The organism is Actinosynnema sp. CA-299493 (assembly GCF_050946825.1).
Taxonomy (GTDB): Bacteria; Actinomycetota; Actinomycetes; order Mycobacteriales; family Pseudonocardiaceae; genus Actinosynnema.
In genome coordinates this window covers 1,178,462-1,202,865 of sequence record NZ_CP191993.1, presented here as the reverse complement: position 1 = coordinate 1,202,865, position 24,404 = coordinate 1,178,462, and the positions used below count along the sequence as shown (strand labels likewise).

Here is a 24,404-nt window from a genome sequence, read left to right as displayed (position 1 = left end):
CTACCCGAACGTGACGACCAGGCGCCCGTCCGAGGCGTAGGACCAGCGCAGCGCGCCGGCGTAGGAGGCGCAGCGGGAACCGTTCGCGCCGCTCCAGAACTGGTTGGAGCCGTCCGCGTTGCCGACGATCTTGTCGTTGGTGCCGCTGCCGCTGCGGCAGGACGTGTTGTTGCGGAAGACGGAGCTGCCGCCGTCGAAGGTGAAGTTGCGCTCGGCGTTGTCGATCGAGACGTTGTCGGAGATCGTCATCGTGCCGAGGTTGCGGTTGTAGGTGAAGCCGTGCTTGCCGTTGTCGTAGGCGATGTTGCGGCGGATGACGTGGTTGACGCCGATGTCCTCGCCGCCGAGCTTGTAGCCGTTGCGGTCGCCGTTGCCGGCCTGGCCGCCGTTGCTCAGCGTGCCGTTCTCGAAGGCCAGGGAGTCCTCGATGGTGACCGCGCCGATCGGGCCGGTGTCGGTCTTGGTGTAGAGGTCCCAGCCGTCGTCGATGTTGTTGTGCGCCACGGCGTAGCGGAACACGTTGCCCGGACCGGAGGTCAGCTTCGCGGCGAACCCGTCGGCGTCCTCGCCGTCGGAGTCGGCGTTGTCGTGCGACTCCGCGCTGAGGATCAGGTTGTTCGCCGGCCACAGGTCCTTGGGCGTGGTGGACAGCATCCGCGACAGCTGGAGGCCGGTGTCGCGGTTGAAGCGCGTGATCGTGCGCTCGAAGATGTTGTTGCTGCCGCCGACGAAGATGCCGTTGTCACCGGCGCGCTCGACGACGATCCCCCGCACGTGCCAGTAGTTGCCGTTCACGGCCAGGCCGCGGTTGGCCGGGTCCTCGGCCTGCGCCGAGAAGTTCAGCACCGGCGTTTCGCCCGGGTAGGCGAACAGCTCGGTGCGGTCGCCCGACGTGCCGTTGTTGCCCTGCGGGATGGTGACGGTCTGCGCGAAGCGGTAGGTGCCGCCGCGCGCCAGGATCGTGCCGCCGGCCGTGATGCGGCTGATCGCCGAGGTGAGCGTGGTCGGGTCGGCCTGCGTGCCCGCCGCGCCGTCGGTGCCGTTCGGCGCCACGTACAGGGCGGAGGCCGGCGGCTGCGACGTGGTCGTGGTGGTCGTGGTCGTGGTGGTGCTCGTGGTCGTGCTGGTGGTGGTCGTCGTCGTGTCACCGTTGGCCGGGGTGAACGTCCACTGCTTGGAGGTGACGCTGTCGCAGGAGTTCTGCTGCACCAGGGCGCCGACCGCGGTGGAGCTGTCCTTGACGTTCACGCACTTGCCGCCGTTGGCGTTGACCACGCGGTAGTTGCTGCCGCTCGCGGTCACCGACCAGACCTGGCTGGAGCCGCCCGTGCACGTCTGCTGCTGGATCGCCTTGCCCGCGCTGGTCGACGCGTCCTGCACGCCGACGCACAGGCCGGTCGCGGCCGACGTGATCCGGAACCCGCCGCTGACCGCCGTCAACGACCACCGCTGCGCCGCGACGTCACCGCACGACTGCTGCCGCAGCTGCGTGCCGGCAGCCGACCCGGCGGCGTCCAGGCAGTGCCCGCTGGCGACGTTCTTCACGGTGTAGGTGCCCGCGCCGACCGCCGCCTGCGCGGGCGAGGCGAGGGGCCAGGCCGCGAGCGTCGCCGCCAACGCGGCGACGGCCGCCACCGCGACCAACCCACTGCGGACGACCCTCGGTCGTACAGCCCGCGCCACTGCGGGCTGCTCCGATGTGCTCATGCCGACTCCACTTCCACACGACTTCCGACGGGGCTTTTCGCGCACGACAGGAACCGGCGGACTCGTCGCCGATTCACAAATGTGACCGCCGGGCAGGGAAAGCTATTTCCCTTCGGATGCTAGGAGCTGCGGCACATCCGGTCAACGCCGGGCATTCGCTTTTCCGTCTTCGCATACGCGCTGGTCACACTCGTGAACAAAAGCGGCCCGCACTGGTCATGAATGTGAACGAACAACGTTCGGCGAAACGCCGCTGCCCCCTGTCGACCGAGGTCGGCAGGGGGCAGCGGGAACTCACCGGTCAGCGGGTGGTGCAGAGCTTTCCGTTCAGCGAGTACGCCACCGGGCGCACGTTCGGGCCCTGGTAGGAGCCGACGAACCCGGCCGTGGTCGAGGCGCCCGGCGCCAGCGTCGCGGTGTTGGCCACGGACACCTGGTGGCCGGTCTGGGTCCAGGTGGCGTTCCAGCCGCTGGAGACCTGCTGCCAGGTGGTCGGCCAGGTGTAGGTCAGCGTCCACCCGGCGACGGGCGTCGTGCCGGTGTTGGCGATCTCCAGGTCGGCCACGAAACCGTTGCCCCAGTTGGTGCTCTCCCGGTAGGTCACCGCGCACGTCGAGGTGGCCGGCGTGCCGGTGGTGAAGGTCAGCGGCGGCGAGGACCACGAGACCTTGCCCGCGTTGTCGCGGGCGACCAGGTTGACCGTGTACTCCGTGGCGGGCTTGAGGTTGGCCGCGGTGAACGTCGTGCCGGTGGTCTCGCCCCACTGCTCGGTGTTCGCGCCGTTGACGCGGTGCACCTCGTACTTCACGGCGGCGGGCGGCGCGGGCCACGACAGCACGGCGGTGCGGTCGGTGACCGAGTCCACCGCCGGGCGGGCGGGCGCGGCCGGGCCGGTCACGGCGCCGGTCGGCTTGAGCACGAGGGTGGTGATCGAGTACGGCGGCAGGGTCGCCGAGGACGACGGGCCGGTCGCGGTCGAGATGCCGCTGTCGCCGTTGGCGAAGGTCAGCACGGTCGCCGTGGCGGCGGCCGAGTAGCCCGCCAGCCGCAGGTCGACGGTCTTCGCGGCGTCCGGGTCCTGGTTGATCAGCATCACCGACAGGCTGCCGTCCGCGCGCCGTGCCGCGTGGCCGCGCACCAGCGGGTCGGTGGAGGCGGTGGTGAGGAGCTGGTCGCCGGGGCGGGCGAAGCGGGACACCATCGAGATCGCGTGGTACGGCGCGAACGGCGTGTTCAGCGCGGGCTGGCACACCGCGCCGTCGGCGGTGCAGTTGCCGCTGGAGAGCAGGCCGTAGTCGTCGTAGTCCGGGTGGCCGGCGATCTCGCGGACCTGGCCGATGCCGTTGTGGACGTTCCACCAGTCCACGTTGAACACGCCCTGGCCGATCATCGTCGCGTACGCGTCGGCGGCGAACAGCGCGCCCGGCTGGGTGTTGCGGCCGTAGGAGGTGTTCACCTCGGTCAGCGCGATGCCGAGGTCCTTGCCCGCCAGGCGGCGCGACTGCTCGCGCACCATCGCGATCTGGTCGCTCACCCGGTCGGTCTTGGCCAGCACCTGCGCCGCGGTGTCACCGCTGGGGTACCAGTGGATGATGCCGAAGTCGACCACGGGGCCGGCGATCGACAGCACGACCTCGTTCCACGACCCGCTGTCGCCCGCCGCGGCGATGCCGTCCGGCCACTCGCCCGGCGTGGTCAGCACCGCGCCGATCTTGATGGTCGGGTCGACCGCCTTCATGGCCGTGGCGTAGTCGCGGACGAGGGTGGCGTAGTAGGTCGGGCTCTTGTCCGGGTGCTCGTCCGCCTCCCAGCCCGAGCCGTAGTGGCCGTTGCCGTAGTTCTCGTTGCCGATCTCCCAGTACTTCACGCCGTACCGCTTCTCGACGTTGGCGTAGCGGACCCAGGCCGCCGCCTCCTCCGCCGTGCCCGTGCCGTAGTTGGCCGTGACGATCGCCTGCCCGCCGGCCCGCCGCACGCCGCCCATGAACGTGTCGAAGTCGGTGTTGGGCGCCACGTACCCGCCGGGAGCCGTGTGGTCCGCCCAGTGGTAGATGTCCGAGTACGAGCCGCCGGGGTAGCGCATGGCCTTCACGCCGGCGTCCTTGAGCAGGTCGGCGACGGCGTCACTGCCCAGGTGGGTGTCCCAGATGGCGTGGTTGACCCCGGTCGCGGCCTCGTGCACCACCTCCAACCCGGCCCTGGTGTTGACCGTGACGGTGGCGGCGGGGTCGGCCTGCGCCGAAGCGCCCGCGGTCAGCACGACCTGGGCGGCCACGAGCGCGACGAGTGCCGGGAGCACGACGGGACGCGGTCTCATAAGAGGATTCCTCATCGACGTTGATGAACTGGGAGCGCTCCCAAACTGTGCGACGCGGTCCTCGATCTTGTCAATGACCAGCATCGAAGCGCTTCGCCACCCTCGGCCGAACGGGTGATCGCCGGGTGTCCCGCGGCGGAGCTACACCTCGGCGTCGAACCGCGCGCGGGCCTGTTCGACGTCGGCCATGGTGACGGTGGTCCAGCGCAGGAGGGCGTCGATCAGGTCTTGCAACGTCGTCCCGAGCGGCGTGATGCGGTACTCCACGGCGATCGGCCGCGAGCTCACGACGACGCGCTCGACCATCCCGTTGCGCTCCAGCCGCCGCAACGTGGTCGTGAGCGACTTCTGCGTCACCAGCGGGATCGCCCGGCGCAGCTCGTTGAAGCGCGAGGGACGCCCGCACAGCCGGTCGAGCACCTGCAACGACCACTTGTCGAGCACCTGGTCGAGCAGCTCGCGGTGCGGCGCGGTGATCTGGGGGCCGTCGGAGGTCGGTCGGGCGGTTTCCACCATGACACCTAGTCTCGTTGAAGTTCCCTCCGTGTACCAGGTAGACGTTGGATACCACTCACTACCAGCGTGAAGGACTTCCCGTGACCGTGCGGTTGCTCAGCCCCGAGGGCATGTTCCAGCCCGTCCCCTACCACCACGTCTCGATCGGCACGGGCACCCGCCACGTGCACGTCGCCGGCCAGATCGCGCGCGACGCCGAGGGGAACCCGGTCGCGACCGGCGACCTCGCCGGCCAGGTCGCCCAGGTCCTGCGCAACACCGCGCGCGGCCTGGCCGGCGCCGGCGCGGACTTCTCCGACGTCGTGCGGCTCCGGTTCTTCGTCACGCGCTGGAGCCCGGAGCGGATGGGCGACTTCCTGGCGGGCATCGAGCGGGTCGCCGACGAGCTGGGCATCCCCCGCCCGTTCCCGCCCGCGTCGCTGATCGGCGTCGACCACCTGTTCGAGCCGGACGTGCTCGTCGAGGTCGAGGCGTTCGCGGTCCTCGACTGACCCGTGGGACCCGCCCGGCCTAGTCCCCCGCCTCCCACCGCACCCCGTAGGCCAGACCCGGCATCAGGTGGCGGAACCTGAGGTGGACCTCCCCGGCCTGGTCCACCGGGTGCCGGTGGCCGCGATCGGCGGGATCGGCGCCGTCGTGCCGGTGCGCGCCGTCCAGCACCCACACGGTCGGCGGGGTGGGCGCGCCGCCGAAGCGGACCCTCAGGTCGAGCAGGTCCACCGGGTGCCGCGGCACGTGCGCGAAGTACGACCGCAGGGCCTGCGCGGTCGGTGGGCGGAAGCGGATCGCGAAGTCGTGCGAGTCGCCGCCGTCCACCGACGCCGGCAGGGCCAGGGTCGGGCCTGCGCGGGAGACCAGCGTGCCGCCGTACAGCACCCGCACGTCGAGGTCGCGCCGGTCCAGCGGCAGCGGCGGCGTCAGGGCCAGCTCGCGCAGGCCGTCCCGGTCGGCGACGACCCGGTGCCGCTCCATCACCTCGGGCAGCGGCCGGTCCAGGGTCAGCACGGCGTGCAGCTCGGTGGTGCGCCACCCGCCCGGCGGACCACCCGGCCGGGACCGGGGCACGTCGGCGGCCAGTTCGGCGAGGTGGTTGATGGCCTCGTCGACCCGGCGGCGGACCGTGCGCGGGTCGCGCTCCATCCGCACCGCCGCCCAGTGCACCCGGTCCTGGTAGAGCGGCAGCCTGGCCTCGGCGTCGATGGCGAACGCCGCGAGCGTCGCCAGGCGCAGGTCCGCCGGCAGCCGCCCGGCCAGCTCCTCCAGCCGGGCGGACACCTTCCGGCGGATCGCGCCCGGCGCGTCGCCCTCGCTCACCCCGCAGGTCGCGCGCAGCGTCGGTCCCACCCGGTCCCCGATCCTGCCCGCCAGCACGCCGCGACCCTTGCGGAGCGACTTCAGCTCCCGGACCAGGTCCGCGTACGCGTTCATCGCCTCACCCCCGTCGATCTCCACGGTGTTCCGCCGTGCAGCGTGCGGCGGGCCAGTGGACCGGAGGTGGACGCATCGTGGATGGCCTAGAGGCGGTCGGTCCGCCGGGCCGTCCCGGTCACCGACACCGCCAGCGCGGTGCCGAGCCGGATGCCGTCCTGGCCGAGGAAGACGCGGGACGTGCCGATGTGGTCGAGCGTGCCGCGGTCGACCGCGCCGAGGCCGAAGGCGACCACGGTCGGGCGGTGCGGCCAGGCGGGGTCCGCCAGCGCGGCGAACGCCTCGGGCCAGGTCGCCGGGTCGGTCGGCCGTCCGTCCGAGGTGAAGAAGACGACCGGGCGGTGCACCCGGAGGCCCCGCGCCTCCAGGGCGACGACGTCGTGCGCGATCGTCTCGCGCAGCAGGGCGAACGCGGGGCCGAAGTTGGTGCCCGTCCGGGGTCTCGCCCCGCTCAGGTCGGTGAGCTCCGCCGCCGGGCGCAGCGGTTGCAGCACGGTCGGCGTCGCCGCGAACCCGACCACGCAGACCCTGACCCGCGCGGCGACCGGCGGGTCGGCGTGCACGGCGCCGCGGAGCTCGCGGAGGCCGGCGTTCACCTCGTCGAGGTGATCGGTCATCGAGAGCGACACGTCGCACACCACGTAGCACGGCAGCACATCGGATTCCATGCGGCTCCTCCACCTCACACCTTTTGCGGACCGGCCGGAGCGTGGCGGGTGCTTGTCTACCGGGAGTGGACCCGAGGCGGATGCCGACACACATCCGGCCGTTCGGGCGACATGCGTCGTAGACATCGAGCTCGCGAACCAGGAGGCGGCGTGGAATTTCGGATGCTTGGTCCGTTGGAGGCGTGGCACGGGGGTGCTCGGCTGTCACTGGGCGACCAGCAGCAGCGGTTCGTGCTCGTCGTGCTCCTGCTGCACGCGAACAGGCCGGTGTCCACCGAGAAGTTGACGGAGGTGGTCTGGGGCGGCAACCCCGACCGCCGCAACCTCGTGCGCGGCTACATCAACAAGCTGCGCAAGGCGTTCCAGGGCGCGGACGTGGTGATCGAGACGACGCCGACCGGCTACCTGCTGCGGGTCGACGACGACCAGCTCGACACCGTCCGGTTCGACCGGCTGCGCGCGGAGGCGGAAGCGGTGCGGGCGGAGGACCCGCGCCGGGCGATCACGCTGTTACGCGCCGCCGTCGACCTGCGGCGGGGCCGGTTCCTGGAGGACATCGACCACGACCGGGTCGGCGGCACCGAGGTGATCTCGCCGGACGACGGCTACTACGACGCGGTGGGCGACCTGTCCGAGCTGGAGCTGGACGCGGGCGACCACCGGTCGGTGCGGGACCGGCTGCGGCCGGTGGTGCGCACCGACCCGGCCCGCCAGAAGCACGCCGGGCTGCTCATGCGGGCGTTGATCGCCAACGGCGACCGGACCGAGGCGGGCCGCGTCTTCCACGCCACCAAGTCAGCGCTGGCCGAGCAGGGCTGGGAGCCGGGGCCGCAGCTGCGCAAGCTCGCCGCCCGCGCGGAACGCGGCGAGCCGACCAGCTCGCTGCCGTCGCGGGAGGGCGGGTTCACCGGTCGCGACGCGGAACTGGCGGCGATCGGGGCGGTGGCCTCGACACCGGGCGAGCGGCGCGCGGTGTGGGTGGGCGGGGGACCGGGCGTGGGCAAGACCGGCCTGGCCGTGGAGGCGGCGCACCGGCTGCGGCACCGGTTCCCGGACGGGCAGCTGCTGGTGCGGCTCAACGGGTACACGCCCAACGTGTCCCCCATGACGGTGTCGGACGCGCTGGACCAGCTCCTGGGCGAGCTGGGCGTGCCGCCCGAGCAGATCCCGGCGTCGGTGAACCGGAAGTTCACGCTGTACCAGACGGAGCTGTACGGCACGCGGACGTTGGTGGTGCTGGACAACGCGCACTCGCCGGAGCAGGTGCGGTCGCTGCTGCCGGAGGAGTCGGGCTGCTTCGCGATCGTGACCAGCAGGCGGGTGGGCGAGCCGGACACCGGCGCGTACCTGAGGCTGCTCGAACTGCCGCCCGAGGACGCGTCCGCGCTGTTCCGCGCCCTGGCCGGCCCGCCGCGGCTGGGCGGCCGGTCGGCCGAGGTGGCGGGGGTGGTCAAGCGGTGCGGGCACATGCCGATGCAGATCCGGCTGGCCGCGGCGCTGTTCCGCCGGCACGACCGGTGGCAGCTGGAGCACCTGCTGCGGAAGCTGGAGGACAGCGGGCCGTGGCCCGCGACCGGCGACGGCGCGGACGGCGCCGCGGTGCGGGTGTCGTACCAGCAGCTCGACGCGGCGCAGCAGGAGGTGTTCCGGCTGTTCGGCCACCTGCCGGGGCCCGACCTGGACGTGGCGGGCGCGGCGGCCCTGGCCGACCGCGACGTCCACGGCGTCCGCGCGGTGCTCGACGACCTGCACGAGGTGTGCCTGCTGGAAGAGGTCGCACCGGAGCGCTACCGGATGCTCGACCCGCTCAAGGAGTTCGCCGCCGCCGAGCCGTCGCCGACCACGCCCGCCGAACGGACCGACGCCCTGCTGCGCCTGCTCGACTTCTACCTGGTCGGGCTGGCCGAAGCGGTGGGCGCGGCCTACCCGTTCGACCGCGCCCACCTGCCCGCCGTGCACCGCACCAGCCGGGTGGTGCCCGTGTTCGGGGACAAGCAGGCCGCGACCGACTGGATCGCGGCCGAGCGGGACAACCTGGTCGCCGCCGTCCACTACGCCGCCGGGCACGACCTGCCCGGCCACGTGTGGCGGCTGGCGGTGCTGATCTGGCGCCACTTCCACACCACGAGCCGGTTCGAGGACTGGGTCGAGACGGTGGAGCTGGCCTGGGCGACCGTGCGCGCCGTGCCGGGCGAGGAGCACGGCCGCGCGCACGTGCTGCTCCGGCTGGCCACCGCCTACGACCGGCTCGGGCGGTTGGAGGACGCGGTGGAGCCGGCCACCCGCGCGCTGGCGGTGTGGCGGGGGCTCGGCGACGTGCTGGGCGAGGCGGACGCGTTGAGCATGCTCGCGGTCACCCGGATGCAGCTCGGCCGGCACGCCGAGGCGATCGGGCACTTCGAGGCCGCGCTGGAGAAGTTCGAGCGGTGCGGTGACCGGCGCGGCCAGGCGCACGCGTTGAGCATGCTCGGCGTGCTGAACGAGGAACGCGGCAACCTGGACCTCGCGCTGCGCCAGCACCGGGCCGCCGTGCCGCTCCTGCGCGCGGTCGACCACCGGCAGGGGCTGGCGCACGCGTTGAACAACCTCGGCTCGGTGCAGCAGCGGCTGGGGTTGGCGGACGAGGCGCTCGACGCCCACCTGGAGGCGCACGACCTGGCCGTCGAGCTGGGTGACGACTGCCTGGCGGCCTACGCGCTGAACTACACCGGCAACGTGCACCGGTCGCAGGGCAGGGTGGCCGAAGCCGTGCACCACCACGAGCTGGCCAGGGTGGCGGCGGCCGACGTGTCCAACACCGACCTGCGCACCCGGCTCTTCCTCGACCGGGCCGCGACCGCGCAGGCCGGCGGCGACCGGTCGGGCGCGCTGCGCTCCTACCACGCGGCGCTGGACCTGGCGACGGGAGCCGGGAACCGCGGGCACGGCGCCCGCGCCCACCACGGCGTCGCCCGGGCGCTGCACGCGTTGGGGCAGCACGCCAAGGCCGCCGGGCACTGGGACGCGGCGGAGGCGGAGTTCGTCGCGCTCGGCCAGCCGGAGGCGGACGAGGTCCGGGCCGAGCACGCGAGCCTGGCCTGCGCGTGCCGCTGAACCGCGTCGTGCCCGGCGGGCCGCGGGTCACCGCGACCCGCCGGGCACGCTCAGAACCGCTGCCGCAGCACGCGTCGCAGCTCGGGGTAGACCTCCCGGACCGCGCCGTGGTTGTGCCACCGGCCCAACGTCCTGGACAGCTCCCGCAGGTCCGCCCGCACGGTCGCCGAGTCGACCTGCGCCACGTCGTCCAGCGTGCCGGCCAGCGTCACGCAACTCTGGTCGACCTCACCGGCGAGCGCGAGGGCGAGCGAGCGCCGGGTGCCGAACCTGGCCCGTGACCGGCGGGACGTGGCGGGCAACCGGACCAGTTCCCGCTCCAGCACGGCCCCCGACTCCCCGGTCCGGCCGAGGTCGCACAGCGACCAGCCCCTGGCCAGCTCCGCCGGGTCCGGGGCGGTCGAGCCGAGCACCGGGTACGCCCCGGTGTCCGCGGTGGACCGGTCGAGGAGGTGGGCGGCGCGGTCCATCGCGCGGTCGAAGGCGCCGAGGTCACCCGCCAGGGCGTGACCCTGCGCCTCCCGGCGGGCCGCCAGGCCCAGGGTCCGCGCGCTCGCCCGGTCGACGTCCTGCGCCTGCCGGGCGAGCCCGATCGTCCCGGCCTCGTCCTGCCGGTAGAGCGCGAGCCCGGCCTCCCGGACGAGCGCGTAGCTCACGATCTCCCGGTCGCCGCCCGCCCGCGCCAGTTCCGAGGCGTGCCGGGTCCACGACAGCGCGCCCTGCTCGTCGCCCGCTTCCTGGTTCATCCACCCCGTGTACTCGGCGATCCGCGCGGCGAGCAGCAGCAGCCGGGCCCGGACCGGCTCGGGGTTCTCGTGCGCCAGCGCGTGCACCGTCCGCAGCAGGGCGACCAGCGGTTCGAGGACCACGACGGGGCTCGTCTGCATGCCCAGGGAGCGCAGGTGCTCGAACGAGGTCCGCATCCCCGCCACCACCCGCTCGTCCGCCGCGGGCCGCGGGCCGCCCGCGAGCGCCATCCCGAGCACCGTGCCCGTGCCGGCGACCAGCACCTGGCGGCGGTCCAGCGCGAGCCCGACCCCGGCGACCCGCTCGACGGCCTGGTCCCGTGCCGCGCGGGCCGCCTCGATGAGGCCGCCGCCCGCGTCGAGCACGCTGTCGCACAGCCGCGCCATGGTGTCGTGCGGCAGCTTCAGGTCGTTCTCGATCTTGCTGAGGTGGCCCTTGCTGTAGTGCACGCGCTTGGCCAGCTGCCCTATCGACAGACCCGCGGCCACCCGGCATTCGCGGAGTAATTCACCAAACGATCCGGTCACCTGAAGCCTCCTGGTCCGGCCGACATCCGAGTACACCACCGCGCCCGGTCCGGCGCAATCGCCCGGCCGTCCGCGGGAATTCCGCGGCCGACCGGGCGCATTTCTGCGGTCACCCGTACCACGGGTTGCCGTCGGGCCCGACGGTGAGGGTGGTGGTCACCGGCGGCGGGCACTCGTCGAACGACGAGGCGGACGCGCCGCCACCCGACGCGAACACCGCGACCACGGCGCCCAGCACCGCCAGCGACAATCCGACCTTGGTCACGAGATCAGACACGATCTTGGACATGGTGAATCCTCCACGGGAATCGGTTGACATTCTTTCGGGGCATTTATTCGAACTCTTCCGCCCTCACCGAGAATGATTCACCGACATAACGCGGGTGGCCAGGTGTTGCCCGTTTCCCGACCGCGCGGGCAACGGGCAACGGGCGCATCCACTCCTCGTCCACTTCTGGTCGACACGCGGCGCGGATGCTGTGCCCGCAGACCAGGACAACCGGCCACCGCGCCGGGGTTGAACAGGGAGGTTCGGTCGTGAGCGAGTACGACGTCGCCGTGTCGTTCGCCGAGGAGCAGCGCTCCGCCGTGGAGGAGGTGGTCGAAGCGTTCAAGCAACGCGGGCTGACCGTGCTGCACGGGCCCGAGCACACGCACGAGTGGTGGGCGCACAAGGAGGGCGGCGACCTGCCGGACGCGCGGGTGCGGTTCTTCGTCCCGTTCGTGTCGGAGGTGGACGACTTCACCACGGCCGCGCTGCGCGCGGTCAAGGCCGGCGCCGAGCACGTGCTGCCGGTGCTGCTCGGCGACGTGGTCGTGCCACCGGACCTGCTGCACCCGCACGTCGCCTACGTGCGCGGCGCGGCGCCGGACCGGCTCGCCGAGGCGTTGACCACCCGGATCGAGGCGGCCGAGGCGGTCGGCCGGGAGCGCGCGCCGGTCACCGAGGTCGTGGCCGGGATCAAGGGCGCCGTCCCGGCGACGGTGCAGGAGGAGGCCGTCGCGGAGCCGGTCGTGCCCGCCACCTTCAGCCGCTACACCGAGCAGGACGCGACGTTGCGCTACCTGGGCGCGCAGTTCGCCGCGGCGCTGCCGGGGTTGGAGCGGCACGGGTTCGTCGGCACCGCGCACGTCGGCGAGACGCGCATCGCCGTGCGGGTGGAACGGTCGGGCGACACCGTGTACGCGCTCGACCTCCAGCGCGGCGGGATCGGCGGCGACGAGACGGTGAACTTCGTGCTCGGCAGGCAGGACGGGGCCGCCGCGCTCACCAACGGCTGGGCGCGCCCGGTCTACGACACCGGCGTGGGCGCGGCCGTGCTCGAGGTGCACGACTTCTCGGTGCTCGGCGGCAGCGGCTCGACCCGCGCCTACCGCCGGGAGGAGCTGTTCACCGCGCTCTGGCAGCGGATCGAAGCGGTGCTCGCCTCGACCGTCGCCTGACCGCGCGGCGAGGCGCGGCGCTCACCTGACCGCCGGCACGGACAACGCGCTCCCCACCTGCTCGGACGGGGAGCGCGTTGTCGTGCCGGCGGTCAGTCCCTTCCTCCGCGCGCCCGGTCGAGCACCTCTTCCAACCGCAGCGGGCTCGGCGGGTGGTGGCTCAGGCACAGCGGCGTCCGCATCAGGCGGAACCCGAAGTCCTCCCCCGTGGCGTAGAACCGACCTCGTGCCAACCGCGAGATGTCGCCGACCGAACTGCCCTTGGCCCTGGCCATCTCGGTCGCCGCCGCGATCTGCGCCGGGCTGTTGAGCCGGCCGAAGAACTGCGTCGTCGCGTTGCCGACGACCTGGTTGTGCACGCCCTTCGGCGCCTGCGTGGCGAGCAGCAGGCCCAACCCGTACTTGCGGGCCTGCGAGGCCAGCAGGATCGTGGTCCGCGTGCTCGCCGTCTGCCCGTTGGACGGCGCGATCGTCTGCGCCTCGTCCATCACGACCAGGCCGCCGAGCGGCCGGTCCACCGCCGGGTTCCGCTTGATCCAGGCGAACACCTCCAGCTGGAGCTGGCTGACGAACCCCTGCCGCTGCTCCTCCGACGGCAGCCCGATGAAGCTGATCACCGAGATCCGCGCCCGCTTGCCCGGCGTCGGGGTGAGCAGCACGGCCGGGTCCGTCGGCTCGCCCGTGCCGCCGAGCAGCGGGTCGTTCACCATCGCGGCGCGCAACGTCTCCGCCAGGTCCGCCGCCGTCGCGCGGGCGGTGCTGAGCTTGCTCACCCCTTCCGGCAGGTCGTCCAGCACCTCGATGAACGCCGACAGGTCCCGACCGTCCGAGCGGGCGTAGTGCGTCAGCGCCTCTTTCAGCACCGCCCGGCTGCGGGCGGCGGACTTCGAGTCGCCGCCGGCCTTGGCGTGCGGGACCAGTCGGGCCAGCGCCGCCTCGACCGAGGCGGCGAACTCGTCCACGTCCCCGCGCACCTCGGCGAAGTCCGGCAGCGGGTGGAAGCTCAACGGCCGGCCACTGGTGCGACCGGGCGTCCACACCACCACCTCGGTGTTCGCGAGGTACTCGGCGGCGGCGTCCGCGTCACCCGGCAACCAGTCCTCGGGCGGCTCCGGCCACGCGTCACCCAGCCGTGCCAGGTCGTTGTTCGGGTCCAGCACGATCGCCGACACCCCCCGCAGGGCGCACTCCTCGACGATCCGCCGCAGCAGCACGGTCTTGCCGCTGCCGGACCCCGCGAACACGATGGCGTGCTTGCGCAACGACTCCAGCTCGATCCTGATCCCACCGTCCATGCCGAGCACGATCTCCGTCGGCGACAGCGGCTCGCGCGGCACCGCCACCTGCTCCGGCTCCGTCTCCGTCTCCGTCTCCCCGACGGGCGGTGGCCGGGTCTCCTGGTGCCCTGCCGCGGACCGGTCGGACCCGGACCTGTCGGACCCCGGCAGCACCTCCCGCAGGAACGTCGTCCGACTGGCTGGCTTGCGCGCCACCAACCAGGACAGCAACTGGTGCGTCTGCGAGGACAGCATCTCCTTCAACGCGCTGAACGTGCGCAGGTCCTCGTCCGCGATCTCGACCCACCGGCCACCGGCCTGCTCCAGCTCGGCGACCTCGGTCCTGGTCACCTTGCCGGTCCACCCGCCGCTGCTGTTGCGGAGGAGGACCAGGTGCCGGTTGTGCGTGCCGAAGCGGGCCGTGTCCCGCACCTTCCGCATCCGGTTCAGCACGGAGCGGCCGTGGGCGCTGGCGATGAGCCGAAACCCCCACCGCTCGTCGGTGTCCAGGTCCTCGTTCAGCGTGCGGAGCAACCGGGCGTGCAGGTCGCCACCACCGTGGAGCTGCTCGGCCTGCCACGCCATGTCGTCGTTGCCGACCTCGTTGATCCACGACTTCAACCCGGCCAGCAACAACGCCGGCATCACCTCGTCCTCGTTGTGCTGCTTCAACTCGGCCGCCGACACCTCCGCCTTCTCCCGCAACCGCTCGAACCGGGTGTCGAGCTCCTGGAAGTAGTCCGGCTCCACCCCGTCGTCGGGCGGCGGGGGCTGCTCGATCGGCCCCTCGGTGAACGAGCCCAGCTCCCGGATGTCGCCGTACAGGCAGGACTCGACGTGCGAGTGGATGCGTTTGAGCAGCACGCGAGGGGTCAGGGTGACAGCCCATCCCGCACCGAACGCCTCCGGCGCCACCGGCCAGGTCGGGTAGGGCGGGGTGAACCCGATGCGCTGGTAGACCACTCCGAGCCACTTCTCCACCAGCGCGCGGCCGAGTGCCGGGTCCACGATCGAGCCCAGGAACGGGATCTCGGTGAACCGGTCGGTGACCGTGTCGCTCGCGATGTCGTGCAACATCTTCCACGTGTTGGGCAGGCAGGCCACGATCGACAGCGTCCGCCTGGTCTTCTCCCGGACCTTCATCAACCCGTCGGCGATGAGCGCGAGCTCCCCCTTCAGCTCGGCGTTCGTCACCTTCGCGTCGATCGACTCCTGGTCGAGGTTGACCAGGGTGTCCAACTGGTCCACGGCGATGACGCACGGGCCGGTCAGCGCCAGCACCCGGGAGATGTCCCGCACCAGCGTCTGCGGTGGTTTCGACCTCGGCGGCAGACCCCAGTCCCGAGCAACGCCGCCCGCCTCCGCCAAACCCTGGAGGTGGGTCAAGCCGATGTCGGCGTGCTCGGAGGCGTAGAGCACCAGCGCCCGGATCGTGTCGGCGCACTCGATCGCTATCCGGCCGTCCACCCCGCGCAGGTGGTTGAGCAGGACGGTCAGGTCCTGAGGGGTCACCGTCGTCTCGCCCGTGATCGCCCGCGCCACCGACGTGGGCACGCCCGCCGTCTCGCACAACTGGCGGAGCAGCACGGTGAGCTGCAGCTCGCCGTCGTCCGTGGCGCGGCGCAGCTCGCTGCGCATCGCCTCGGCGACGTCGTTCCAGAACTCCTGGCCGGTGGTCAGCTCGACCAGGAAGAAGTAGCCGCCTTCGCGCTGCACCATGCGGCGCACCGAGCCGAGCAAGTGGGTCTTGCCCACCCCCTTGCGCCCCTGGATCGCGAGGCCGATGGGGCTGGGACCGGTGCTCCTCCTGGCTTCCGCGATACCGGCCCGGATCCGGGCTTCCGCCTTCGCGTGCAGCCCCTCCACGTGGGACGGCGGGGTTTGCCAGACGTCGTCCGGCGTCAACGCCGAGTTGAAGCGGAGTGCGGCCAGTGCCTTGCGCTGTTGCTCGCTCATGATTCCTCGATCGCCACCAGGTGGTTGTCCTCGCCGGCGATCCGGAGCGCCGCGGCGTGGTCGGCTTCGGTCAGCACCTTGCGGTTGGAGTCCGGGGCCAGGTGGACGGAGCCGGTCTTCACCATCTCCAACAGGACCGCGTCCACCTCGTCCTTGTCCGCGCCGTTGAGCTCGGGGCGGAGCTTGGCCAACCGGACCCAGTCCTGCGGCTTGACGGACAGGGCCAGGTAGGCGGCCCGGATCACCGACTCCAGGTCGTCACCGGCCCGGAAGATGTCGGCGAGGCTGATGCCGTGCCGACGGAGGAGCGGGACGAAGCTCCTCAACAGCGCGAACATCTCCCGCACCAAAGGTCCCGACCCCGCAGGCGCCTCGACGGCGACCAGCGCACCTTCACGCCAGCGGATGCCCTCCTCGGTGATCCGGTGCACGTATGGCCGGGTGTCCAGATCGGACCGGATCAGGCCGGCCTTGTTCAACTTGGTGCGACCGGCCGGGCTGAGCTTGATGCCGGCCTTCGTCAGCTCCGTGTTCGGCACCTCGCGGTTTTCTCTCGCCAGCACGAACAGAGCAGCCTGCTCGTGGATCCCGTACTTCTCCGGCATGGTGCCGCCTTTCAGTTGGTGGACGCGTCGATCCGACGATCGATCCGCTCAAGGAGGGTCTGGATGAGGGCGTGCAGGCCCAGCGACGGCGTGGACCAGCCGCCGTCCGGCTGGGACTTGGACAGCACACCGAGAATCAGCGACAGATCCCGCAGCGTGGCGAGGTCACCGTCCTCCAACGCGGTGGACATCTCCCGCACGGTCTGCTCGACCAGCGACAACCGCCCGGCGGACGGCAGCCGTTCCGGCACGGCGCGCAGCGCGGACGCCGCGGTCCGCAGCGCTTCCCGGTCCCGGTCGACGTCGCCGACGGGCGCGCCGGTGATGAGGTCGTGCAGTTCCCGTGCCACGCCGGGCTCGAACCGCCAGTGGCGCAGGTTGCGCAGGAAGCCGGGCAGGTTCGCGGGGTCGGTGTCGTCGGTCAGCACGCAGAACAGCCGCCGCTGACCGCCGTCCGGGCCGATCGTGTGCCGCAGGAAGCGCTCGACCTCCGTGACCTGCCAGCGGCTCAAGCTGCCATCCACCACCAGGCACAGGTGTTCGGCGAGTTCACTGGTCTTGTCGAGGATTTCCAGATCACCGGACGACGACCGCTCGACCCGCAGGCCGAGGACGCGCAGCTCCTCGACCAAGTGGTCCGCGGTGCGCAACGCGGAGCGCGGGCTGGACACCAGCAGGTCCAGGTCGAAGTCCCGGCGGCGGTCACGTGCCGCCGCCACGTAGGCGTCCCTGTTGTCGTCGAGCAGGTCGGTGCGGTCGAACTGCTGCGCGAGCACGGACGCCACCGTCTCCAGGGCGAACGAGACCTGTCCCGCCGACGGGATCGGCTCCTCCACCACGGACAGCTGCTCCCCGAAGCTCCAGTAGGAGATGTAGGGCACCGTCAGGTGCCGCAGCATCCGGTCTTCGGGCACGCTCTTGACCAGCCAGTTCCGGAAGAACGGCGCGACGACCTCGGCGCACTTCCTGCGCCACTGCTCGGCTCGCTCGTACTCCACCGAGGTGTCCAGCCGGGACAGGATCGGGAGCACGAGGTGTCGCGGTCGGTCGTAGGGCAGGCGGTCCCGAGCGCTGTCGGCGCGGTGCACGACGTCCACGACGTCCTTGAGGTTCTGCTCGTTGGCGGTGAACACGACGGCCAGTCGGTCCGGCAGCTGCGCGGTGCAGATGCCGGCGATGTCCGAGATGCCGGTCCGGCTGTCGATCAGCACGAAGTCGTAGTCCTCGGTCCACCGCTCCCGGCAGCGCTCGAGGAACGCGCCGAACCCGCGCCGGTAGAGGTCCTCCCAGTCGATGCCCTGCATCCGGCTCATGTAGGAGTCGTCGTCCCGGCCCGCGGCCAGCAGCGCGAGGGTGTTGCCCTCGACGTCGATCCGGACGGCGTGCGGCCGGGGGCCTTCCGCGCCCGCGAGGAAGTCGTGGGCAAGGTCGATCACCCCGCCTTCGGGTTCCTCGGACATCACCGGCCTGAAGTAGTGGTGCAGGCCAGGCGCCTCGAGGTCCCAGTCGATGGTGAGCACGCGGTAGCCCCAACGGGCCAGCAGCACGGCGACGTTGGCCAACGTGAAGCTCCGCCCGACCCCGCCCTTGTAGGAGTAGAAGGTGATGACGGTTCCGGTGGTCATCAGAACCTCGGCATCGGGGGTGTGGGGGCCAGCACGGGATCGGGCGGATCGACGTCCGGCCAGTCGGGTCGCCAGGGCGGCACTTGCTGGAGCAGTGCGACGAGGTCACCGGCCAGCTTGTTGACCTCGCGGTGGAAGCGGATGAACTCGTGCGTCTGCTGGTACACCGGATCCGGGTAGGCGAATTCCTTGAAATCCACCCAGCCGCGCACCTTCCCCTCCAGCGGAAAGTTGTCCGAGTCCGAGTAGAGAATGGGGTAGACCAGCCCTTGGGGCTTGTCCAGATCGGTCAGCCCCAGGCACCTCTCCCGTTCCAACATGCTGTGCCACTCGGCCATGCACCACGCCGATTGGAAGTACTGGGGGGTGAGCAGCTGGATCATGATCTTGCTGTGCCGCAAGGCGTGCCGCAGGTCCGCCGGCCAGTGCACGGCACGCGACATCGTCCGGTCGACGTACACCGTCGGCGTCGGCGCCAACTGGTCGGCCAAGCACTCCAGGAGCTTCTGGTGGAAGTGGTTCAGCAGCCATTTCTGGACGCTGCCGCGACGGGCGTAACTGATGAACAAATCGAACTTGTAGCCGGACACGCGGCAGATGATATGCAGCAATCGCGCGCGAAAAACAGACAAAAAAGTGGGCAATCAGTTCCCGGCGGGCCAAAAAGTGGACAAACACGGGTCCACGCCGCCGACGACGCGCCTCACGGTGCGAAAGGGCATGGGCGTGGACGTCCCCCGCGGTGCCACATCCCCCACCGCCCTACCGCTACCTTCACCCGCATGCCGCCGGGCGGCCCACAGACCCCATCGAACGACTGGACGGACAGTGAGCGAGTACCAGTACTACGAGTTCTTGGCGATCGACCGCCCGCTGAACGCCGACGAACAGGCCGAGATCCGCACCGCGTCCACCCGCGCGACGATCACCGCCACAGGTTTCGTCAACGAGTACCACTGGGGCGACTTCAAGGGCGACACGGACCTGTGGATGGAGCACTACTACGACGCCCACCTGCACGTGACGAACTGGGGCACGCGCCGGGTGATGTTCCGCCTGCCGAGCGACCTGCTCGACCCCGAGGTCGTCGACGAGTACTGCGTGGACGATCGGCTGGCCGCCTGGACCACCGGCGAGTCCGTCGTGCTCGACTTCGTCAACGAGGACCACTCCGATGACGACGTCGACATCGACGTCGACTCCGATGAGGACACCGGGACGTTGCTGTCGACCATCGTCGGCGTCCGCGCCGAACTGGCCACCGGCGACCTCCGCCCGCTCTACCTCGCCTGGCTCGCCGCCTACGGCACCTGGGAACGCGACGAAGACGCCTTCGACCGCGACGCCGACGACAACCTCGAACCGCCGGTCCCGCCCGGGCTCACCACGCTCACCGAGGCCCAGCGCGCCCTCTCCGACTTCCTCCGCCTGGACGACGACCTGCTGGCAACCGCCGCCGTGACCAGCCCGCCGCTCACCGAACCCACCGCCACCCTCACCGCCTGGGTGGCCGCCCTGCCGACCGCCGAGAAGAACCGGGTCGTCGAACGAGTCGTCCGAGGCGAGACCGCCCGATTGCGAATGAACCTGCTGCACCGCTTCCACCGGGATACCGCGCCGACCACCCCCGGCACCTCCCGCCGCACCGTCGGCGCCCTGCTCGACGACGCGGCCCGCCGACGAGCCGACCGTTGACGAGCCGACCGCTGATCGGACGCGCCACCCGAGCCGGAAGCTCGGCCACGGAGTCCCACCAGGGGCTGACGTGGCCGAGCGGGTCGGCTGCTGCTCACAGACTGCGGGCCGTGATGTCGCCGTACGCGGTGGTCGCGTGGATGGCGAGCCGAGCGGCGGCCCCTTCGGTGTTCTTGAGCGCGTTGCGGATCCGGCCGTGGGAGGTGCCGGCGTCCAGGGACGCCGAGGCGGCGGTGCCGACCGACACGTCGCCGGCCTGGGTGCGCAGCACGACGACGCCGGCCACCGCCTCCGTGATGCGGATGTCGCCCTTGCTGGTGCTGATCTCGGCGGGACCGGCCAAGTGGCCGACGGTGACGTCGCCGCCGAGCAAGGTCAGCCGGGCGCTCGCGGCCTCGTCGAGCGCGACCGACCCGTACGCGCCGTTGACCGCGACCTCACCGAGCCGCCCGGTCGCCTGGAACTCCGCACCGGCCGACGTCGCCTCGACCCTGGACCCGGCGGGCAGGTGGATCGTCACGTCGACGGCCCCGGAAGGGCCGAAGTACTGCTTCTTCGCCGAGGCCGTGACCCGCAGGACGCCGTCGGCGTACTCGACCGTGGCCTGCTCCGCCACCTTCACGTCGCGCCCCTTCGACGCGTCCGCCGGCCGAACCTCGACCGCGGTGTCCTCCCGGTCCGCGGCGATGACCCGAACCCGCCCGGCGGGGATGTCCAGAACGGCGGAGATCGGGGTGGGGGTGTCGAACTTCTGCATGGCGTTCTCCTGAACTTCGTCGGCCATCCCCCTGCCGGGGACGGATCCGGTGGCACCGACTGCGATCCGTGTCCTGATCACGGACCTACCATCGCCCGCCGTCCTGACACCGGACAGCCACCGTGCTGACGCGCTCCTGACACGCACGTCCCGACACCACCTGCCGCCGACACCACTCCGTTCACCGCTGCCGGCTCACCCCGATGACTCGATCAGGTCAAGCTCCGCGCACCCACCGACGACGCCTGCGCCCGCGCCAGGACCTCTTCCTCCGCCAGCGCCGTGGGCGGGTGGTGGCTCAGGCACATCGGCACCCGGACCTTCGACAACCCGGTGCCCTCGGTGGCGCCGTAGAACTGACCGGCGGGCAGTCGGGAGACGTCGTCGATGCGCCCGCCCTTGGCACGCGCCAGGTCGCTCGCCGCCTGGATCTGGACGGGGGCGTTGAGCAGGCCGAAGAACTGGGTCGCGGCGTTGCCCGAGACCACGTTGTGCAGTGCCTTGGGCGCCTGCGTCGCGTAGACCATGCCCAGCCCGTACTTGCGCGCCTGCGACGCCAGGGTCAGCGTGCTCTGGGTGGAGGCGGTCGTGGCGCGCGAGGACACGAACGTCTGGGCCTCGTCCAGCACGAACAGCCCGCCGAGCGGCCGGTCCCTGGCGGGGTTGCGCTTGATCCACGAGAACAGGGCGAGCTGGAGCTGGTTGACGAAGGTCTGGCGCTGGTCGTCGTTGGGCAGGCCGATGCAGCTGATCACCGACACCCTGGCCCGCTTGCCGGGAGGCGGGGTGAGCAGCACCCCGGGGTCGAGCCGTTCCCCCGCACCGCCGAACACCGGGTCGTTGATCCTCGCGGCTTCGAGGCCGTCGGCCATGTCGGAGGCGAGGCGCGTGGCGTCCCGCACGGTGCTGACCCCGGACGGCAGGTCGGCCAGGAACGCGAGGAAGGCCCGCAGCTCACCGCCCCCGTCGCGGACGAAGCGCGTCAGGGCCTGGGTGAGGACGGCTCGGCCGGTGGTGGTGGCCTTGCGCCCGCTCAGGTTGGTGCGCGGCACCAGCCCGGCCACGGCCGCGTCGATCGCGGTGCGGAACTCGTCCGGGTCGTCGGGTTCGTGGTCGAAGCCGGGCAGCGGGTCGAGGGTGAGCGGCCTGCCCGCCTCGCGCCGGGGTGTCCAGACCACCACGTCGGTGTCGCGCAGGTAGCGATCAGCGCGTTCGGCGTCGCCGGGTTCCCAGAGAGCGGGCGGGGAGGGCCAGGGATCGCCCAGCCGGGCGAGGTCGTTGTTGGTGTCGATGAGGATCGAGGAGACCCCTTGCAGGGCGACCTCCTCGACCAGGCGGCGCAGCAGCACGGTCTTGCCCGAGCCGCTGCCCGCGAACACGACGGTGTGCTTGCGCAGCAGGGCGAGCGGGACCGTGAACGGCGTGCCGGTCACGATGCCGGTGCCCAGGCGCACGCTCGGCTCGCCGGTGGCCGGTTCCCCTGCGGCGGATTCCGCCGGTGCGACGAGTTCCTCCTCGGACGAGGTGGTGGGCTGGTCGGCGGCGAGGTCGGACAGCGTGCCGCTGACCCCCGGCCACTCCGGCGCCGGGTCGGGGTCGTCATGACGAACCCGCGGCACGGACGTCGTCACGAAGTGGTCGAGGTCCGCCAGCGCTCTCGTCAGCAGCCGCGAGGACGTCGCGGGGCGGCGGGCGAGCAGCCACGGCAGGAACCCCGGCGGTGACTGGTCGCGCATCTTCTCCAGGGCGCTGAACAGGCGCAGGTCGCTCTCGCCGATCGGCAGGTCCAGGCCCCCGTCGGCGCGGAACGCCTCCAGCGCCGCCGTGGTGGCGGGCCCGCCGGAGAACGCCGTGTTGCGCAGCACGACCAGGTGGCGCTTGTCGTCGCCCCGGCGGAGTTCCGCTTCCAGCTGGGCGGACTTGAGCCGCGCCAGCACGGCGCGGGCGTTGGTGTGGGCGATGGCGCGGAAGCTCCAGTGGACCTCGCCCTCGCCGGCCTCGTCGACGGTGAGGCGCAGCCGCGCGTGCAGGGACGGGTTGCCGCCGCGCGAGGCGTCGACGGTCAGCGGCGGGCCGTCGGCGCCTCGTTCGAGCACGAAGCAGTGCAGCGCGGTTCCCAGCAGGGCCTGCATGCGCTCGTCCTCCCGCTGGTGGTCCAGGGGAGCGAGGACGTCGGCGGCGTCGCGCAGGCGGTCGAACAGGGCGTCGAGCTCATCCGCTGCCGGTGGCGCCGCCGTCGGCCGGCCCACGGGCTCGGCCATGGCGGTGAAGTCCTCCAGCTCCTCGACGGCGTCGTGGGCGAGGCACCGGCGGATGTGCTCGTCCACGCGTTGCAGGAGCCGGCGGGGCGTCCAGTGGGCCACGTCCCGCCCGGCGAACGCCGACGGGTGGACGGGCCAGGTGGCGTGCGGCGGGGTGAACCCGATCTCGCCGTAGTGGCCGGCCAGGTGCCGCTCCACGATGGCGGTGGCCACGGCCGTGCTGGGCATGGCGGTGCGCAGGTCGAGCACGCGGAACCGGTCGGCCGCGGAGTTGACGGCGTGGTGCTCGATGAGGTCCCACGAGCGCGGCAGGCAGGCCACCACCACGATGGTGCGCCTGGTCTCCTCGCGCACCCGCATGAGCCCGTCGGCCAGGCGGTCGACCAGGGACTCCTCCCCCGTCGGGTCGGCGGCCTGGGTGATGACGCTGTCGACCTGGTCGACGGCCATGACGACCGGACCGACCAGGGCGAAGACCTTGGACAGGTCGCCGAGCAGCAGCTGCGGCGACCGGGTCGGGACGCGGAACCCCCACTCCACCCGGTCGGCGGCCTCGACGCCCTCGGGCAGGACGAGGTAGGCGTTGCCCGCTTCCCACGCCTTGCCGTTCGCGCGGTACAGGACCAGCGCCCGCAGGGTGTCCTGGCACTCGACGGCGACCTGGGCGTCGAGGAGGCGCAGCCCGTCGAGCAACGCCTCGACGTCCTGCCTGCGCACCGGCAGGGTGCCCGTGAGGCGCATGCTCGTCTCCCGGTCCTGGCCGGTGAGGCGGGCGAGTCCACCGAGCAGGCGCCCCAACTGCCCGCCCTGGCGGTCGAGCAGGCCACCGACCACGCCGTGCACCGCACCCGCCCAGAACGAGTGGCCGTCGAGGAGCTTGAGCAGGAAGAACGACCCGCCCTCCCCCTGCACGTGCTGCCGGAGCCAGCCGAGCATGTGCGTCTTGCCCACGCCGCGTTCGCCCCGCAGCACGATGCCCATGGGGCCGGCCTGCGGACGTCGTCCGGCCGCGGCGACGGCCCGGGTGATGCCGTCGACGGCGTGCGGGTGCAGCCCGTCGACGTGGTGGTGCATGGGACTCCAGATGTCGTCCGGTGTCACCGCCCAGCCGAACTGCACCGACGACAGCGCGTGACGCTGCTCCTCGTTCACCCGGTCGCCTCGATCGCCAGCGTGTGCCGAGGACTGCCGCCGAGCACCAACGCGGCCTGCCGGTCCCGCTCGGTGAGCGACTTCTGGTCGGCCTCGGCCCGCAGGTGGACGTCGGTCCGGTCCGCCAGGGCCGTCAGTGCCCGGTCGAGCCGGTCGGTCGGCACGTCGTCGAGGTGTTCGCGCAGCGCGCGGAGGGGCACCGCGTCACCGGGACGTGGCGCCAGCACGCGGTAGGCGGTCTCGACCCGGTGGCCCAGGTCCGGGGTGAAGAGCCCGCCTAGGGTGCCGCCGGTGATCTCCAGGTGACGTCGCAACCCGGCCAGCAGCGCGTAGAGGGCTCCACCGGCATAACCGGCCCGCGAAGGCCGCGCGGCGGACAACTCGGCTTGGCACCGCACGGCGCCTTCGTCGGTGAGGTCGTGCACGTAGGCGCGGCCGACCTTGGTGCTGACGACCAGCCCGAGGTCGTTGAGGCGGCGACGACAGGCCCCGTCGAGGGTGAAACCGGCCAGTTCCCGCAGCTCGGCGTTGGTCAACTCGCGGGCCTCCGCCATCAGCACGAGCAGTGCGGCGCGATCGCGCGTGGTGAGCCGTTCCTCGGACATCCCCTATCCGTTCCCGCGGTCATCC

At 71.9% G+C, this 24,404-nt stretch carries 18 protein-coding genes; 4 read left to right on the top strand and 14 right to left on the bottom strand.

Translation table 11 applies throughout. The features are described 5' to 3' along the window. From ACQPYE_RS05745 to ACQPYE_RS05735, 3 genes are all read right to left on the bottom strand, one after another. Window positions 1-1,707 carry an RICIN domain-containing protein gene (locus ACQPYE_RS05745; RefSeq protein WP_498719726.1) on the bottom strand — a complete coding sequence of 569 codons (1,707 nt, stop codon included), beginning with the start codon at window positions 1,705-1,707 and terminating at the stop codon, window positions 1-3. A 301-nt stretch (window positions 1,708-2,008) separates the two neighbouring features. Next, window positions 2,009-4,024, bottom strand: coding sequence for a cellulose binding domain-containing protein (locus tag ACQPYE_RS05740; protein ID WP_498719725.1), 2,016 nt, complete (start codon window positions 4,022-4,024; stop codon window positions 2,009-2,011). Window positions 4,025-4,165: 141 nt separating this feature from the next. Then, window positions 4,166-4,540 carry a winged helix-turn-helix transcriptional regulator gene (locus ACQPYE_RS05735; RefSeq protein WP_498719724.1) on the bottom strand — a complete coding sequence of 125 codons (375 nt, stop codon included), beginning with the start codon at window positions 4,538-4,540 and terminating at the stop codon, window positions 4,166-4,168. 80 nt (window positions 4,541-4,620) lie between these two features. On the opposite strand from ACQPYE_RS05735, the gene ACQPYE_RS05730 reads away from it, so the two are divergent. Further along, entirely contained in the window at window positions 4,621-5,031 is a 411-nt protein-coding gene (locus ACQPYE_RS05730) for a RidA family protein (protein WP_498719722.1), read from the top strand. A 19-nt stretch (window positions 5,032-5,050) separates the two neighbouring features. Here the strand turns inward: ACQPYE_RS05730 and ACQPYE_RS05725 are convergent, their stop codons facing one another. Together ACQPYE_RS05725 and ACQPYE_RS05720 are read right to left on the bottom strand one after the other, a co-directional pair. Then, window positions 5,051-5,968: a hypothetical protein gene (locus ACQPYE_RS05725; RefSeq protein WP_498719720.1), complete on the bottom strand. Its 918-nt coding sequence runs from the start codon at window positions 5,966-5,968 to the stop codon at window positions 5,051-5,053. A gap of 86 nt (window positions 5,969-6,054) precedes the next feature. Then, window positions 6,055-6,636, bottom strand: a complete 582-nt coding sequence (locus ACQPYE_RS05720; protein WP_498719718.1) for a vWA domain-containing protein — start codon at window positions 6,634-6,636, stop codon at window positions 6,055-6,057. A gap of 162 nt (window positions 6,637-6,798) precedes the next feature. Between ACQPYE_RS05720 and ACQPYE_RS05715 the strand changes: the two genes are divergently transcribed. Next, the gene (locus ACQPYE_RS05715; protein WP_498719716.1) at window positions 6,799-9,729 is read left to right on the top strand and encodes an AfsR/SARP family transcriptional regulator; all 2,931 of its coding nucleotides are present in this window, start codon (window positions 6,799-6,801) and stop codon (window positions 9,727-9,729) included. Window positions 9,730-9,779: 50 nt separating this feature from the next. Here ACQPYE_RS05715 and ACQPYE_RS05710 read toward each other — a convergent pair whose 3' ends face one another. Together ACQPYE_RS05710 and ACQPYE_RS05705 are read right to left on the bottom strand one after the other, a co-directional pair. After that, a complete protein-coding gene (locus tag ACQPYE_RS05710; protein WP_498719714.1) occupies window positions 9,780-11,003 on the bottom strand; it encodes a helix-turn-helix domain-containing protein in 1,224 nt (407 codons plus the stop codon). A 109-nt stretch (window positions 11,004-11,112) separates the two neighbouring features. Further along, the gene (locus tag ACQPYE_RS05705; RefSeq protein WP_498719712.1) at window positions 11,113-11,292 is read right to left on the bottom strand and encodes a hypothetical protein; all 180 of its coding nucleotides are present in this window, start codon (window positions 11,290-11,292) and stop codon (window positions 11,113-11,115) included. Window positions 11,293-11,540: 248 nt separating this feature from the next. Between ACQPYE_RS05705 and ACQPYE_RS05700 the strand changes: the two genes are divergently transcribed. Continuing rightward, a complete protein-coding gene (locus ACQPYE_RS05700) occupies window positions 11,541-12,446 on the top strand; it encodes a hypothetical protein (RefSeq protein WP_498719710.1) in 906 nt (301 codons plus the stop codon). A 92-nt stretch (window positions 12,447-12,538) separates the two neighbouring features. Here ACQPYE_RS05700 and ACQPYE_RS05695 read toward each other — a convergent pair whose 3' ends face one another. From ACQPYE_RS05695 to ACQPYE_RS05680, 4 genes are read right to left on the bottom strand one after another with little or no spacing between them, the layout of a single operon-like run. Continuing rightward, window positions 12,539-15,679 carry an ATP-binding protein gene (locus ACQPYE_RS05695; protein WP_498719709.1) on the bottom strand — a complete coding sequence of 1,047 codons (3,141 nt, stop codon included), beginning with the start codon at window positions 15,677-15,679 and terminating at the stop codon, window positions 12,539-12,541. Continuing rightward, the gene (locus tag ACQPYE_RS05690; RefSeq protein ID WP_498719707.1) at window positions 15,676-16,284 is read right to left on the bottom strand and encodes a hypothetical protein; all 609 of its coding nucleotides are present in this window, start codon (window positions 16,282-16,284) and stop codon (window positions 15,676-15,678) included. Before ACQPYE_RS05690 ends, ACQPYE_RS05695 begins: the two co-directional genes overlap by 4 nt. Before the next feature lie 11 nt (window positions 16,285-16,295). Further along, window positions 16,296-17,909: a tyrosine-protein kinase family protein gene (locus ACQPYE_RS05685; protein WP_498719704.1), complete on the bottom strand. Its 1,614-nt coding sequence runs from the start codon at window positions 17,907-17,909 to the stop codon at window positions 16,296-16,298. After that, window positions 17,909-18,499, bottom strand: coding sequence for a toll/interleukin-1 receptor domain-containing protein (locus tag ACQPYE_RS05680; protein ID WP_498719702.1), 591 nt, complete (start codon window positions 18,497-18,499; stop codon window positions 17,909-17,911). The genes ACQPYE_RS05685 and ACQPYE_RS05680 overlap by 1 nt, the downstream gene beginning before the upstream one ends. Before the next feature lie 238 nt (window positions 18,500-18,737). Between ACQPYE_RS05680 and ACQPYE_RS05675 the strand changes: the two genes are divergently transcribed. After that, window positions 18,738-19,604, top strand: coding sequence for a hypothetical protein (locus tag ACQPYE_RS05675; protein WP_498719700.1), 867 nt, complete (start codon window positions 18,738-18,740; stop codon window positions 19,602-19,604). 94 nt (window positions 19,605-19,698) lie between these two features. Here ACQPYE_RS05675 and ACQPYE_RS05670 read toward each other — a convergent pair whose 3' ends face one another. From ACQPYE_RS05670 to ACQPYE_RS05660, 3 genes are all read right to left on the bottom strand, one after another. Beyond that, window positions 19,699-20,361 carry a DUF4097 family beta strand repeat-containing protein gene (locus ACQPYE_RS05670; RefSeq protein ID WP_498722845.1) on the bottom strand — a complete coding sequence of 221 codons (663 nt, stop codon included), beginning with the start codon at window positions 20,359-20,361 and terminating at the stop codon, window positions 19,699-19,701. 212 nt (window positions 20,362-20,573) lie between these two features. Continuing rightward, on the bottom strand, window positions 20,574-23,774 hold the full coding sequence (locus ACQPYE_RS05665) for an ATP-binding protein (RefSeq protein ID WP_498719698.1): 3,201 nt from the start codon (window positions 23,772-23,774) through the stop codon (window positions 20,574-20,576). Next, window positions 23,771-24,379, bottom strand: coding sequence for a hypothetical protein (locus ACQPYE_RS05660; protein ID WP_498719697.1), 609 nt, complete (start codon window positions 24,377-24,379; stop codon window positions 23,771-23,773). The genes ACQPYE_RS05665 and ACQPYE_RS05660 overlap by 4 nt, the downstream gene beginning before the upstream one ends. Window positions 24,380-24,404: the final 25 nt, after the last annotated feature.

Coding starts and splice junctions, on each gene's coding strand:
- ACQPYE_RS05715 (WP_498719716.1), top strand. CDS start 6,799: ATGCTTGGTCCGTTGGAGGCGTGGCACGGGGGTGCTCGGCTGTCACTG.
- ACQPYE_RS05735 (WP_498719724.1), bottom strand. CDS start 4,540: ATGGTGGAAACCGCCCGACCGACCTCCGACGGCCCCCAGATCACCGCG.
- ACQPYE_RS05670 (WP_498722845.1), bottom strand. CDS start 20,361: ATGCAGAAGTTCGACACCCCCACCCCGATCTCCGCCGTTCTGGACATC.
- ACQPYE_RS05695 (WP_498719709.1), bottom strand. CDS start 15,679: ATGAGCGAGCAACAGCGCAAGGCACTGGCCGCACTCCGCTTCAACTCG.
- ACQPYE_RS05690 (WP_498719707.1), bottom strand. CDS start 16,284: ATGCCGGAGAAGTACGGGATCCACGAGCAGGCTGCTCTGTTCGTGCTG.
- ACQPYE_RS05705 (WP_498719712.1), bottom strand. CDS start 11,292: ATGTCCAAGATCGTGTCTGATCTCGTGACCAAGGTCGGATTGTCGCTG.
- ACQPYE_RS05685 (WP_498719704.1), bottom strand. CDS start 17,909: ATGACCACCGGAACCGTCATCACCTTCTACTCCTACAAGGGCGGGGTC.
- ACQPYE_RS05725 (WP_498719720.1), bottom strand. CDS start 5,968: ATGAACGCGTACGCGGACCTGGTCCGGGAGCTGAAGTCGCTCCGCAAG.
- ACQPYE_RS05720 (WP_498719718.1), bottom strand. CDS start 6,636: ATGGAATCCGATGTGCTGCCGTGCTACGTGGTGTGCGACGTGTCGCTC.
- ACQPYE_RS05660 (WP_498719697.1), bottom strand. CDS start 24,379: ATGTCCGAGGAACGGCTCACCACGCGCGATCGCGCCGCACTGCTCGTG.
- ACQPYE_RS05740 (WP_498719725.1), bottom strand. CDS start 4,024: ATGAGACCGCGTCCCGTCGTGCTCCCGGCACTCGTCGCGCTCGTGGCC.
- ACQPYE_RS05745 (WP_498719726.1), bottom strand. CDS start 1,707: ATGAGCACATCGGAGCAGCCCGCAGTGGCGCGGGCTGTACGACCGAGG.